Raw genomic sequence first — 13,261 nt, 5'->3', positions numbered from 1 at the left:
CCCGGATCAGCCGGGGGCGTCCTCCGGGTGCTCGCACCTGAGGACGGACCCCGGGCCGGGGTGGATGAGCCCGGTGTGGCCGTCGGACCACTCGACGACGTACGGCGGGCCGCCGCCTTCGCCCTTGACCTCGCGGATCACGCCGGTCCGCGTCGTCTGGCCGACGTGCTCGGCCGCCATCGTGATGCGGTCGCCCACCTTGGCGTCCATGGGCCCACCTCCTCGTGCAGTGCCTGCGTGCTCGTGACCGGAGCCCGGGGAGGGCCCACTCCCAGCACACCACCACCGGACCCCGCGCGGGAAGGGTTCGGACTCGATCACCGGCGTCCCGCGTCCACGCGTTCACGATGACGACCACCAACCGCGTCCGGCCGGACGCCCGTGCACGACCGCGCCGGCTAGCGTCGATGGTGGTCGTCTTCCTGGACGGCTGAGAGTCAGTCGAGCAGGACGCGCTCGCCGAGGCGGGGGACCGACACGGCGCAGTCGAGCTCGTCGCGGACGCGTCGGGCCAGGGCGCGGGCGGCCTCGGGCTCGCCGTGCACGACGTGGACGGTCTGCGGCGCCTCGGGCAGCTCGTGCAGCCAGGCGAGCAGCTCGTCGGCGTCGGCGTGCACCGACAGGTCGTCGAGCGACACGACCTCGGCGCGCACCCGCACGTAGCGGCCGCCGATCTTCAGCTCGCGCGCCCCCTCGAGCAGCGCCCGCCCGCGCGTGCCGACGGCCTGGTAGCCGGTGAGCAGCACGGTGTTGCGGGCGTGGGGCAGCAGCGAGGCGAGGTGGTGCACGACGCGCCCACCGGTCGCCATGCCCGAGGCCGACACGATGACCGACGGGGTGCCCGGGGTGTTGAGCCGGATCGACTCCTCGGCCGTGCGCGCCTCGCGCAGGTTGTGGAGGCTGCGCAGCACCTCGAGCGCCTCGGGGCGCACCTCCCCGGTGTGGGAGGCCTCGCGGTAGATCCGCAGGGCCGCGAGCGCCATCGGGCTGTCCACCCAGACCGGCACGTCGGGCACGGCCCCCGACGCCACGAGCTCGGCGAGCGCGTGGAGCACCACCTCGGTGCGGTCGACGGCGAAGGCCGGGATGACGACCGACCCGCCCCGCGCCACGGTCCGACGGATCGCCTCGGCCATGACGGTGTGCCCCGGGTCGACCGGCGGGTGGGCGCGGTCGCCGTACGTCGACTCGACGACGACGGTGCGCGCCGCCGGCGGCCGGGCCCGCGGCTGCAGGACCGGGTGCGTGGGCCGGCCGAGGTCGCCGGAGAAGAGGACGCTCGACGCGTCGCTCTCGAGCAGGATGCTCGAGGACCCGAGGATGTGCCCGGCCGGCACGAACCGCAGCCGGGTCGTGCCGTCGGCCGACACCGGCACGGCGGTGTCGAACTCGGTCGGGCGCAGCAGGGCCACGGCCCGCTCGGCGTCCTCGCCGGTGTAGAGGGGGAGCGGCGGGTCGTGCTTGGACCACCCGCTGCTCCGGGCCCACTCGGCCTCCTCCTCCTGCAGGTGGGCGCTGTCGCGCAGCACGACCGCGGCGAGCTCGGCGGTGCCGGACGTCGCGAGCACCGGACCGCGGTAGCCCTCGCGCACGAGCGCCGGCAGGTAGCCGCAGTGGTCGAGGTGCGCGTGCGTCAGGGCCACGGCGTCGAGGCCCGACGGGTCGACCGGCGCCGGGCGCCAGTTGAGCTCGCGCCAGCGACGCTCGCCCTGGTAGAGCCCGCACTCGACGAGGACGCGGCAGCCCGCACCCCGCCCGGCCCGGGCCTCCCCGGCGGCCTCGAGGAGGAACATGCTTCCGGTCACCGTGCCCGCGGCCCCGAGGAACGTCAGCGTCGGGGTCCGGTGCCCACGCGTCCGAGCACCCATGGCGTCTCCTTCCCACCTCCATCGTCCGCCGCGGGAGGGCCCGCGTCCCCGACTCGACGCGGACCCGCGACGTGACGCTCGACGCACCCCGCCACGCACCCCGCGTCGGACCGGGGTCGGACCCCGGTCGCACCCCGCCCCGACGCCGGTGCGACCACGGTGGGACGCGCCGGGGCCCGTGGCTCGCCTAGGCTCCGAGCCATGAGGGAGGGGTCCGTGTACGACTGGCTGCAGCGGCGTCCCCTCCTGCTCGACGTGCCCCTCGCCCTCTTCTTCGCCGGTGCGGGCACGCTCGTGCTCGGCGCGAGCAGCTCGTCGGTGTACTGGGCGCTCCTCGGGCTGCCGAACCTCGCCCTCGTCGTGCGCCGCCGGCGTCCGGCCCTCGCCTTCGGCGTCGTCAGCGTCGGGCTCGCCCTGCGCACGATCCCCGAGTCGAACATCCTCTTCGGCGACCTCGCCTTCCTCGTCGCCCTCTACTCGCTGGCCGCGTACGAGCGGCGCCGCCGGGTGCGGTGGGCGGGCCTCGGCGTGGCGGCCCTCGGGGCGGCCATCGCCGCGATGCGCTTCACCGGCGAGGTCGACCGCTCGCCCGACGTCGTGGCGGTCGTCTTCACCTTCGTCGCGTGTGCCACGGCGGCCCTGTCGGCCTACACCCTGGGCGACCTCAAGCGGGCCCGGCTCCAGCGCCTGGCCGACCTGCAGGACCGCGCCGAGCGCGTCGAGCGCGAGCGCGAGCAGGAGCTGCGCCTGGCCGCCCAGCAGGAGCGCGCCGCCATCGCCCGCGAGATGCACGACGTCGTCGCCCACGCGCTGTCGGTCATCGTCGTGCAGGCCGACGGCGCCGGCTACGCCGCGACGCGCCGGCCCGAGGGAGCCCTCGAGCAGGCCACCCGCACCCTCGAGACGATCGCCGCGACGGCTCGCGACGCCCTCGGCGAGACCCGCCGCCTCGTCGGCGTGCTCCGCGACCCCGAGTCCGGCGCCGAGCTCGCGCCGACGGGCGGCCTCGACCAGCTCGACGACCTCGTCGCGGGCGTCCGCGCCGCCGGCGTGCCGGTCACCCTCAGCGTCCGGGGCACCGACGTGTCCCGACCGGTCGCGCTCGACCTCGCCGCCTACCGGGTCGTGCAGGAGGGGCTGACCAACGTCATCAAGCACGCCGGCCCGGGCGCGCAGGCCGTCGTGGAGGTCGTCCAGCAGGACGGGCGGCTGCGCGTGCGGGTCACCGACGACGGCGTCGGGGCGGCGAGCGCCGACGACGGCCGGGGCCACGGCCTCGCCGGCATGCGCGAGCGCGTCGCGGTCCACGACGGCACGCTGACCGCGGGGCCGCGCGGGGTCCGCGGGTTCGAGGTGCTCGCGACGATCCCGGTGCCGCCCCAGCCCGCCGTGCCCCCGGCAGGACCGCCGACTGACCCCACCGTGCCGGTCACGCTGACGCCCACCCGCGCGGTCCCGACGCACGACCCGACCGCGAACGCCGTCGACGAGAGGACCCGATGACCATCCCCGCCACCCTCGAGCCGCCGGCTCCCGCCGGCCCGGTCCGGGTCATGATCGTCGACGACCAGGCGCTCGTGCGGGCCGGCTTCCGGATGGTCCTCGACGCCGAGCCCGACGTCGAGGTCGTCGCCGAGGCCGGCGACGGCCAGGCCGCGCTCGACCTGCTGCCCGGTCGCGACGTCGACGTCGTGCTCATGGACATCCGGATGCCGCGCCTCGACGGCATCGAGGCCACCCGGCGGATCGTCGAGAACGCCTCCGCCGCAGGGGGTTTCGGGCCGCGGGTCCTCGTGCTCACGACGTTCGACCTCGACGAGTACGTCCTCGCCGCCCTCCGGGCCGGCGCGGCCGGGTTCCTGCTCAAGGACGCCGGCCCGGCCGAGCTGCTCTCGGCGATCCGCGCCGTGCGCACCGGCGACGCCGTCGTCGCCCCCGGCCCGACGCGTCGCCTCCTCGACCGCTTCCTGCCGGCCCTCGACGAGCCGGGGCGGCCCGACGGGATCGAGCGCCTCGACGTGCTGACCGACCGCGAGCGCGAGGTGCTCGTCGCGGTGGGCCGCGGCCTGAACAACACCGAGATCGCCGCGTCGTTCTTCCTCGCCGAGGCGACCGTCAAGACGCACATCGGCCGGATCCTGGCCAAGCTCGGCCTGCGCGACCGCGTCCAGATGGTCGTGCTGGCCTACGAGACCGGGCTCGTCCGCGTCGGCGACGCGTAGGGCGGCCCGTCCCGAGCAGCCCCGCCCTCAGCCGTTGCCGGTGGCCTTGTCGATGGCCTTCTGGGTGGCCTTCTCGGCCTTGTGCTTGGCCTTGGCGAGCTTCTTGGCGGTCTTCTTGTCCTCGGGCTTGACCTGGTCGTCCTCGAGGGCCTTGGGCAGGTGGCCGGTGGACCGGCGGTAGTACGTCGCGGCCCCCCGCTCGGCGGCGACGCGCGCGGCGGCCACGGCCATCGACGAGATCGCCGTGAAGAGGATGACGTCGCGGGTCTTCTCGCGCTCGTAGTCGCCCTTGACCGGCACGTTGCGGCCGGTGGCCAGCTTCCAGCCCTTCTGGGCGGCGTCGGTGGCCAGCTTGGTCGCCACGAGCGTGGTGCCGACGCTCAGCAGCTTCCACATCGCGTTGCCCGCACCGGTGTGCTGGGTGGTCGCGTCGTCCGCCTTCGCAGCGGCCCGGGAGGCCGCCCCCTTGGCCTTCTTCGCGCTCTGCTTTCCACTGCGTGCCATGGCGTGACTGTACCCACGGCGTCGGGGGTAGAGTCACCCCCGACAACTGAACAGCACCACCCACACCCATACGACAGGGGAGCGCGAACGCGCTGAGAGTGCGGCAGCCCGGAGGGCGGAGCCGCAGACCCTCGAACCTGCTCCGGTTAGCACCGGCGAAGGAAGTCGGTATCTCAGGCCACCCGACGGCGTCACGACGCCGCGGCGTGTCCTCCCCGAGGTATCCATCGGAGACCCGGGAGTCACACCATGACCAGCACCATCACCGCGAGCGGGCCGCTGACCCGCTGGCGCACCATCGACCTGCTCACCTGCGCCTTCCTCGGGGTCGCCTTCGGCGTCGCCTACTGGGCCTGGGGGCTCGTCTACGCCATCCCGTCCGACGCCGTGTCGGCCGGTTTCCCGCCGCTCGGCGCCCTCTTCAACTGGCCGTGGCTCGTCGCCGGCATCGTCGGGATGCTCGTCATCCGCCGTCCCGGTGCGGCCGTGTTCACCGAGCTGCTGGCCGCGATCGTCTCGGCCCTCATCGGCACGCAGTGGGGCATCACGACCGTCGTGTCGGGCCTCGCGCAGGGCCTCGGCGTCGAGCTCGGCTTCGCGCTCTTCGGCTACGCCGTGTACCGGTGGGCGCCGCTGCTGCTCGGCGGCTTCCTCGGCGGCGCGTTCGAGGCCGTGTACGAGTGGTACTCGTACTGGACCGACTGGGGCTGGGGCTACAAGATCGCCTACCTCTTCCTTCTCGGCGGCTCGGTGGCCGTGTTCGGCTCGGCCCTCGCGGTCGGCCTGACGCGCCTGCTGGCCCGGGCCGGCGCCCTCGCGGCGTTCCCGCCCGGCCAGGAGGCCCGGGAGCGGACCGCGTCCTGAGGCTCGCCGTGCACGACCTCTCTGACGCCGGGTCGAGGTATTCCGCGACCACATCCGGTCGCCGAATACCTCGACCCGATGCAGACGCATCCGGTGCCGGCATCGAGGTGCGCGACCTGACGTGGCGGCCGTACGGCCGCTCGCGCCCGGTCCTCGAGCACCTCGACCTCACCGTCGGGCCCGGCGAGCGCGTGCTGCTCGCCGGCCCGAGCGGGTCGGGCAAGTCGACGCTCCTGCGCGCCGTCGCCGGGCTTCTGCTCACCGCCGACGCGGGTGACCTGTCCGGCGAGGTGACCGTGGGCGGCGTTGCGCCGCAGTCGGTCCCGGGATCGGTCGGCCTCGTGCTGCAGGACCCCGGTGCCGGCGTCGTGGCCTCCACCGTGGGGCGCGACGTCGCGTTCGGGCTCGAGAACGTGCTCGTCCCGCGCGACCGGATGCCCCCGCGCGTCGACGCCGCCCTCGCCGAGGTCGGCCTGACGATGCCGCCCTCGAGCCCGCCGGCGACGCTGAGCGGCGGGGAGTCGCAGCGGCTGGCCCTCGCCGGGGCGCTCGTCATGGAGCCGTCCGTGCTGCTGCTCGACGAGCCGACCGCGATGCTCGACGCCGCCACCGCGGCCGAGGTCCGACGCGTCGTCGCCGACGTCGTGGCGCGTCGCGACCTGACGCTCGTCGTGGTCGAGCACCGGCTCGACGGTTGGGTCGACCTCGTCGACCGGCTCGTCGTGCTCGACGCCGCAGGCTCGGTCGTGGCCGACGGACCGCCGCGCGACGTTCTCGAACGCGAGGCGGGCGCCCTTGCGGCACAAGGAATCTGGGTGCCTGGCGTTCCCGACCCCGAACCGCAGCACCTCGACCTCCCACCGCTGCCCGACGCGTCGGCCGGCCTCGCGCCCACCGGTGGGGTCGTCGCTTCGGCGGCCGGCGTCGGCGTCGAGCACCGCACCCGCCGCCTCGGCGAGCCGGCCCGCACCACCACCGCGGTCGTCGACGCCGACCTCGAGGCGCGCGCCGGACGCACCCTCGCCCTCGTGGGCCCGAGCGGCGCCGGCAAGTCGTCGCTCATGAGCGCCCTCGGTGGCCTCGTCGAGCCGAGCACCGGACGCGTCGAGCTCGCCCTGCCCCTCGTGCCCGGCGACGACGCGTCGCGCACCCGCGCCGACCCGCCGCACGACTGGGCCTCGCGCGACCTCGCCCGCGCCGTCGCGTGGGTGCCGCAGCGCGCCGCCACGGCCGTCGTCGGCCGCACCGTGCGCGACGACGTGCTCACCACCCTGCGCGCCCTCGGCGTCGACGACGCGGCGGCCGCGACCCGCGCCGACACGCTCCTGGCCGCCCTCGGCCTGGCCCACCTCGCGGCCGCCGACCCGCGCCAGCTCTCCGGTGGAGAGCAGCGCCGCCTCGCCATGGCCTCGGCCGTCGCCCACGGACCCGCGCTGCTGCTCGCCGACGAGCCGACGGTCGGGCAGGACCGCCTGACGTGGGCCGCCGTCACCGGCGTCCTCGACGCCGCCCGCCGCGAGGGCTCGGCCGTCGTCGTCACGACCCACGACCCCGGCGTCGTCGCCCGCGCCGACGGCGTCCGCCAGGTGAGGCGTCCCGAGCAGCCGCCACCCGACCCGGTGCCCGAGCGGCGCACCCTCGTCTCGCGGGCGGGACCGCTCTCGCTCGTCGCGGCCGCGCTGTGCGTCCTGCCGCTGCCGGCGCTGCTCGACACGTGGCGCCAGGGCCTGGCCGTGCTCGGCGTCGAGGCGCTCCTCGCGATCGTCGCGCTCCTCGCGCCCGGGGGCGACGCGGAGGGACGGCGTCCGGTCGGGCGCCTGCGTGGCGTGCTCGCCCGGCTCGCCCCGGCGGCGCTCGCCGTCGCCGGCGTCGCCTGGTCGGCGTGGCTGCTCGGCGGGCGCGACCTCGAGGTCGCGGCCGGGGCGGCCCTGCGGGTCCTGTGCCTCCTGCTGCCCTCGGCCGTCGTCGTCGGCGCCATCGACCCCGACGCCCTCGGCGACCACCTCGCCCAACGGCTTCGGCTGCCTGCTCGCCCCGTCGTCGCGGCCACCGCGGCCCTGCAGCGGCTCCAGTCCTTCGACGCGCTCTGGGGCGAGCTCATGACGACCCGCCGGGTGCGCGGCATCGCCGGTGCCGGTGTCCTCGCCCGCGGCCGGGAGGCGGTCGTCGTCACCGGCGGGCTGCTCCTCGGGGCCCTCGGTCAGGCGGCCGCGCTCGCGCTCGCCATGGACGCGCGCGGGTTCGCCGAGGCCCGGCGCCGCACGTGGGCCGGGCCCGCCCCCTGGCGCAGGGCCGACACCCTCGCGGTGCTCGCGGGGCTGCTCGTCATCGCCTCCGGCGTGGCCGCGCGCCTGCTCCTGCCCTGAACAGGTGCCCGGGGCACAATGGGCGCGAACCGCGCCCGGGCACCCCGTCGACGCCTCGTCGACCCACCCGCGGCGCACCCGTCGACGCACCCGCAGGAAGAGGTGGACCCGTGCCGCGTCCCCGACGTCTGGCCCCGAGGCCGCTCGCTCTCGCCGTGCCGCTCGTGCTCGGCTCCCTCGCCCTCGGGGCGTGCGGGCAGCCGACGCCCTCGGCCCCCGACGACGGCGCCACGGTGAGCGTGCCCGTGCAGCCGACGATCCTGCCCGACACCGCCACCGGGTCCGACGACACGACGCCGTCCGCCGCGGGCGACGGCGGCCTCTTCGACGCGAGCTCGAGCCTGACCGGCGTCGAGTGCGCGCCCGGGGCCGGTGACGTCTGGGGCCTCACCGGCACGCTGAAGAACCCCGACAGCCAGCAGCACACGTTCACGGTCGCCGTGTTCATCGTCAAGTCCGCCGACGGCTCGGAGGTGGTGAGCAAGGAGGTCGACGTGCCCCTGGCCGCCGGCGCGTCCGCACCCGTGTCGGTCGCGAAGCTCTGGACCGGCCCGAAGAAGGGCGTCGAGTGCCTCACCGGCGTCACCGTGAAGGACCAGTGACGTGCGGCTCTTCCTCGTGCGCCACGGCCAGACCCACGCCAACGTCGCCCGCCAGCTCGACACTGCGGTGCCCGGCCTCGACCTCACCGACGAGGGTCGCGCCCAGGCGCACGCCCTCGCCGAGCGGCTCGGGGGTGAGGACCTCGGCGCCATCTACACCTCGGACCTCGTCCGCACCCAGCAGACCGCCGCACCGCTCGCCGCCGAGCTCGGCCTCGAGATGGTCGTGCTGCCCGGGCTGCGCGAGATCCAGGCCGGCGACTGGGAGATGTCGACCGAGTGGCAGCCGTACGTCGACGTCCTCGTGAAGTGGCGGGAGGACCCCTTCCACGCCATCCCCGGCGGCGAGAGCGGCGCCGAGTTCCTCGCCCGCTACGACGCCGCCATCGCCCGGATCGTCTCCGACGGCCACGAGTCGGCGCTCGCCGTCAGCCACGGAGCCGCGATGCGGGTGTGGTGCGCGGCTTCGCTCGGGCTCCCGGGGTCCTTCTTCGACGACCGGCGCGTCGACAACACCCACGTCGTGACCCTCGAGGGCGATCCCGACGCCGGTTGGCGCCTGCTCGCCTGGGGCGACGAGCCGATCACCCATGGCTGAATCGCCGCGCGGCCCACGGGCCCGTCTCTCCGACGCCTGGGGCCGGCTCGTGCGCGACGACCCCGACCGCGTCGCGGCCCTGGGCTCCGTCGCCGGCCGGGCGCACCCCGCGCGGTGGCGCTGGGCCGGCGTCGCGGCGTCCGTCGTGCTGGCCGCCGCGTCGTGGGGAGCAGGCGCCCGCACCGAGCTGAACCAGCACGTGCTCTGGCCCGGCGTGGCCTGGTGGCGCGACGCCGGCGGCTCCCCGCTGCTCGCGACGGTGGCGCTCCTGTCGATGCTCGGGCTCGTCGTCGCGTGGTGGCGGCTGCGGTGGGCGCGGGTCACCGTCGCCTGGTGGCAGACGACGGCAGCGCTGTGGTTCGCGCCCCTCGTGGCGTCGGTGCCGCTCTACAGCCGCGACCTCTACTCGTACGCCGCGCAGGGCCTGCTGTGGTCGGAGGGGTTCAGCCCCTACGACCACACGGTCCGCGAGCTCGACTCCGACTGGCGACTCTCGACCGCCCCGACGTGGCTCGACACCCCGACGCCGTACGGCCCGGTGTGGCTGCTGCTGGCCCGCGGCGTCGCGTCGGTGTCGGGCGGTCACCTCTGGGTAGCGCTGCTCCTGCTGCGGCTGCTCGCCGTCGTCGGTGTCGTCGTCATCGCGTGGGCCGTGCCCGACCTCGCCCGCCGCCTCGGCACCGACCCGGCCCGCGCGACGTGGCTCGCGGTCGCGTGCCCCCTCGTCGGCGTGCACTTCGTCAGCGGCGCCCACAACGACGCCCTCATGGTCGCCGCGGTCCTCGGTGGGCTGGCGCTCGCGCTGCGCGGACGGTTCGTCACGGCGGCCGTCATCGTGGCCCTCGGCGCGATGGTCAAGGTGACGGCCGTCGTGGCCCTGCCCTTCCTCGCGCTGCTCTGGGCCCGGCGCGTCCTGCGACGTTCCGGGCGCAGTGGCGCGTTGCGCTGGCCGGGGGTGGTGCGCGCCGGGGCGCTGACGCTGCTCGTCGCCGGGGCGGTCATGGCGGCCGGCGGGCTCCTGACGCGGCTCGGCTTCGCCTGGCTCAACCCCGGTGCGACGCCCGGACGCAACGAGCAGTGGACCTCGCTGCCCACCGGCCTCGGGATCGCCGTGCAGGCCGTCGGGACCGTGCTCGGGCAGGACAGCTGGCGCGAGCCCGCCGTCGACCTCGCCCGCACCGTGGGCCTCGTCGTGCTCGCCCTGCTGCTCGTGCTCGTGTGGCTCGGTGCCGCCAAGCCCGCCGCGCCGGCCGGCCCCACGGGGCGCCGCGCGTCGGGCCGTCGCGGGCCCGGGCGCCGGGCCGCGTCCGACGACACCGCCCGCACCGTGCGCGCCCTGGGCTGGGGCCTGCTCGCCGTCGTCGGGCTCGCCCCGGTCTTCCTGCCCTGGTACTACCTGTGGGTGCTGCCGGTGCTCGCCGTGTCGCTCGCCCCCACGTGGGAGCGCGCCGAGAAGCCGCTCGCCGTCGTCGCCACGGTCGTGTGCTTCATGACGCTGCCGGAGGGCTACAGCCTCGGGCTGTCGACGACCGCGGTCGGGGTGCCGCTCGACCTCGTCGCGCTCGTCGTGCTGCTCGTCCTCGCGTGGCGCACCGGTCGACGCCTCGACCCGCACCTGCTCGAACTCTCCCGCCCGCTCCTGCGCCGCGCCCCGGCGCCGCAACCGGCGGCACGCGAGGGCGCCAACCGGTGAGGGGCTGATCTCCGGTTACGGAATGGAGACGGTTCGCCTCCGGTCCTGACGCGCCGGTCGCCCCTGTCCCACACTGTGCCGGTGAGCGACTCCGGCTTCGTCGACGAGGCCCCGAAACGGGCGCGGCCACGGCGTGGCGCCCCGGCACCGGGCGGCGGACCCGCGGTGCCCGAGCCGCCTCGCCCGTCGGATGAGAGCGGGCGGCGGGGGACGCGTCGACCGGGCCCGGCGGGCACCGTGTTCGTCGCGCTGCTGCTCGTCTTCGTCGCCGTGGCCGGGTGGGCCTGGAGCTCGCGGGTGCACGCCGACGACGTGGCTGCTTTCACCGCCCTCGGCGCGGACATCACCGTGATGGACCGCAGCCTGACCCCGCAGGGCCACGGCGAGGCACCGCCGTGCCGCGACTCCGACGACGGCGTCGTGACCCGCACGTACCCGCCCTCCACCGGACCTGCCGCCACCCAGATGATCGGCTACCTGCAGCAGACCGGCTGGTCGTCCTCGACGGCCACCCCGCCGGCCGTCGCCCACCTCACCCGCACCGTCGAGGGCCACACCCAGACGATCGACCTCGTCGCGCCGAGCCTCGACCAGCTCGTGACGACGCTGACCGCCCGGAGCCCGGCGTCGGCGTTCGGCTGCCTCGGCCGCTGACGCGTCGACCCGTTCCACGAGGTGGACGACGCGTCCACCCCTCGGGACACGCGCTGACGTGACGGACGCGACGGGCCACATGGTGGGAATCTCCCGGGAACGCCGGCACGGCGGTGCCACCCTTGGTCGCATGCGCGCGGTGAGCCAGAGCAAGAAGCTTCAGGACGTCTGCTACGAGATCCGCGGTCCCGTGCTCGCCGAGGCCAAGCGCCTCGAGGAGGAGGGCCACCGGATCCTCAAGCTCAACATCGGCAACCCCGCGCCGTTCGGCTTCGAGGCGCCCGAGGACATCCTCGTCGACGTCATCCAGGAGCTGCCCCGCGCCCAGGGCTACAGCGACAGCAAGGGCATCCTGTCGGCGCGGCGGGCCATCGTGCAGCACTACGAGGTGCGCGAGTTCCCGCACCTCGGCGTCGAGGACATCTACCTCGGCAACGGCGTCAGCGAGCTCATCGTCATGGCGATGCAGGGCCTGCTCGACAACGGCGACGAGGTGCTGCTGCCGGCGCCCGACTACCCGCTGTGGACCGCGGCCACGAGCCTCGCGGGCGGCAAGCCGGTGCACTACGTGTGCGACGAGCAGGCCGGCTGGGCGCCCGACCTCGACGACATCCGCAGCAAGGTCACCGACCGCACCAAGGCGATCGTCGTCATCAACCCGAACAACCCCACCGGCGCCGTGTACCCGCGCGAGGTGCTCGAGGGCATCGTGCAGGTGGCGCGCGAGCACGAGCTCATCGTCATGGCCGACGAGATCTACGACAAGATCCTCTACGACGGCGCCACCCATACCTCGATCGCCGGCCTCGCGCCCGACTTGCTGTGCCTCACCTTCAACGGGCTCTCCAAGGCCTACCGCGTCGCCGGCTTCCGCTCCGGGTGGCTGGCCATCACCGGCCCCAAGGAGCACGCCCGCAGCTACCTCGAGGGCCTCGACATCCTCGCCAACATGCGCCTGTGCGCGAACGTGCCGGCGCAGCACGCGATCCAGGTGGCGCTCGGGGGCTACCAGTCCGTCAACGAGTTGATCCTGCCCGGCGGCCGGCTCCTCGAGCAGCGCAACGTCGCCTGGGAGATGCTCAACCAGATCCCGGGCGTCTCGTGCACCAAGCCCGAGGGGGCGCTCTACCTCTTCCCGCGCCTCGACCCCAAGGTCCACGACATCCGCGACGACGAACGGTTCGCCCTCGACCTGCTCCGCGAGCAGCACCTGCTCGTCGTGCACGGCACCGGGTTCAACTGGGCCACGCCCGACCACTTCCGGCTCGTGTTCCTGCCCCGGGTCGAGGACCTCGAGGACGCCGTCGGCCGGATCGGCAAGTTCCTGTCGACCTACTCGCAGTGACGCGCCGGGTGGCCGCCCTCACTGCGAGGTGGCCCACCACCTGAGCAGGAGCGCGAGGACGACGCCCCACAGGACGGTCGTCAGCAGCCCGAGCCCGATGCCGACGAGGGCGCGGCCGCGGCCGTTCACCTCGCGCCGGGCCAGGCTCAGCCCGCCGAGCGCGAGCGCGAGCAGCTGCGGCACGAAGAGGAACCCGACGACGACGCCCGCCAGCCCGGCGGCCACCGAGCCGGCCGCCAACGGGGTGTCGGAGAACCGCCCGACCCGCGGAGCCTCGACCAGCGGCAGGTCGGCGCCGGCGTCCTCGGGACGATCCGCGTCGCTCACGCGTTCAGGGTAACGATGGACACCGTGAGCCGCCTGCGACGCCGCGCCCGCCCCGCCCGCCGCGACGATCACGACGCTCGCGGCCTGCGGCAGCGACGCACCGACCCTGCAGGACCTGCCCTCCGACATAGCGAGCGCCCGGCCGAGCCTCAGCGAGCCGGAGGCGAGGTTCGTCCTCGACGCCCGCAACCGCGGCGTCGACATCACGGCCGCGACGC

Annotated in this window: 13 protein-coding genes and 1 riboswitch; of the genes, 9 read left to right on the top strand and 4 right to left on the bottom strand. The window is 75.3% G+C overall.

Translation table 11 applies throughout. From position 1 onward, the window contains the following. Window positions 1-6 precede the first annotated feature (6 nt). Window positions 7-210, bottom strand: a complete 204-nt coding sequence (locus BIV28_RS13750) for a DUF1918 domain-containing protein (RefSeq protein WP_076262740.1) — start codon at window positions 208-210, stop codon at window positions 7-9. A gap of 227 nt (window positions 211-437) precedes the next feature. Continuing rightward, complete coding sequence (locus tag BIV28_RS13745) at window positions 438-1,868, bottom strand: MBL fold metallo-hydrolase RNA specificity domain-containing protein (RefSeq protein WP_076262739.1); 1,431 nt, start codon at window positions 1,866-1,868, stop codon at window positions 438-440. 201 nt (window positions 1,869-2,069) lie between these two features. Here BIV28_RS13745 and BIV28_RS13740 point away from each other — a divergent pair, with 201 nt between their 5' ends. Both BIV28_RS13740 and BIV28_RS13735 read left to right on the top strand, forming a co-directional pair. Beyond that, window positions 2,070-3,371, top strand: a complete 1,302-nt coding sequence (locus tag BIV28_RS13740; RefSeq protein WP_083707346.1) for a sensor histidine kinase — start codon at window positions 2,070-2,072, stop codon at window positions 3,369-3,371. Next, window positions 3,368-4,090, top strand: coding sequence for a response regulator transcription factor (locus BIV28_RS13735; protein WP_076262736.1), 723 nt, complete (start codon window positions 3,368-3,370; stop codon window positions 4,088-4,090). Before BIV28_RS13740 ends, BIV28_RS13735 begins: the two co-directional genes overlap by 4 nt. 27 nt (window positions 4,091-4,117) lie before the next feature. On the opposite strand, the gene BIV28_RS13730 is transcribed toward BIV28_RS13735, so the two are convergent. Next, entirely contained in the window at window positions 4,118-4,594 is a 477-nt protein-coding gene (locus tag BIV28_RS13730; RefSeq protein ID WP_076262734.1) for a DUF4235 domain-containing protein, read from the bottom strand. A 65-nt stretch (window positions 4,595-4,659) separates the two neighbouring features. After that, window positions 4,660-4,775: riboswitch (TPP riboswitch) on the top strand. A 68-nt stretch (window positions 4,776-4,843) separates the two neighbouring features. Between BIV28_RS13730 and BIV28_RS13725 the strand changes: the two genes are divergently transcribed. The 7 genes from BIV28_RS13725 to BIV28_RS13695 all read left to right on the top strand — a co-directional run bounded on the left by BIV28_RS13725 (window position 4,844) and on the right by BIV28_RS13695 (window position 12,716). Continuing rightward, window positions 4,844-5,458 carry an ECF transporter S component gene (locus tag BIV28_RS13725; protein ID WP_076262732.1) on the top strand — a complete coding sequence of 205 codons (615 nt, stop codon included), beginning with the start codon at window positions 4,844-4,846 and terminating at the stop codon, window positions 5,456-5,458. Window positions 5,459-5,565: 107 nt separating this feature from the next. Then, window positions 5,566-7,824, top strand: a complete 2,259-nt coding sequence (locus tag BIV28_RS13720) for an ATP-binding cassette domain-containing protein (protein ID WP_242653021.1) — start codon at window positions 5,566-5,568, stop codon at window positions 7,822-7,824. Between the two features lie 110 nt (window positions 7,825-7,934). Further along, entirely contained in the window at window positions 7,935-8,426 is a 492-nt protein-coding gene (locus BIV28_RS13715; RefSeq protein ID WP_207555987.1) for a hypothetical protein, read from the top strand. Between the two features lies 1 nt (window position 8,427). Further along, on the top strand, window positions 8,428-9,024 hold the full coding sequence (locus tag BIV28_RS13710; protein ID WP_076262729.1) for a histidine phosphatase family protein: 597 nt from the start codon (window positions 8,428-8,430) through the stop codon (window positions 9,022-9,024). After that, window positions 9,017-10,717 (top strand): polyprenol phosphomannose-dependent alpha 1,6 mannosyltransferase MptB, encoded by a 1,701-nt coding sequence (gene mptB / locus BIV28_RS13705; protein ID WP_207555986.1) that lies wholly within the window; start codon window positions 9,017-9,019, stop codon window positions 10,715-10,717. Before BIV28_RS13710 ends, mptB begins: the two co-directional genes overlap by 8 nt. An 81-nt stretch (window positions 10,718-10,798) precedes the next feature. Continuing rightward, complete coding sequence (locus BIV28_RS13700) at window positions 10,799-11,371, top strand: hypothetical protein (RefSeq protein WP_207555985.1); 573 nt, start codon at window positions 10,799-10,801, stop codon at window positions 11,369-11,371. A 130-nt stretch (window positions 11,372-11,501) separates the two neighbouring features. Continuing rightward, a complete protein-coding gene (locus BIV28_RS13695) occupies window positions 11,502-12,716 on the top strand; it encodes a pyridoxal phosphate-dependent aminotransferase (protein ID WP_076262726.1) in 1,215 nt (404 codons plus the stop codon). An 18-nt stretch (window positions 12,717-12,734) separates the two neighbouring features. Here BIV28_RS13695 and BIV28_RS20050 read toward each other — a convergent pair whose 3' ends face one another. Continuing rightward, complete coding sequence (locus BIV28_RS20050; RefSeq protein WP_207555984.1) at window positions 12,735-13,043, bottom strand: hypothetical protein; 309 nt, start codon at window positions 13,041-13,043, stop codon at window positions 12,735-12,737. Window positions 13,044-13,261 lie beyond the last annotated feature (218 nt).

Origin of the sequence: Intrasporangium flavum (genome assembly GCF_001956915.1) — a bacterium.
Taxonomy (GTDB): Bacteria; Actinomycetota; Actinomycetes; order Actinomycetales; family Dermatophilaceae; genus Monashia; species Monashia flava.
Note: the sequence above shows the minus strand (reverse complement) of the source record. Positions and strands in the feature narration are given on the sequence as shown.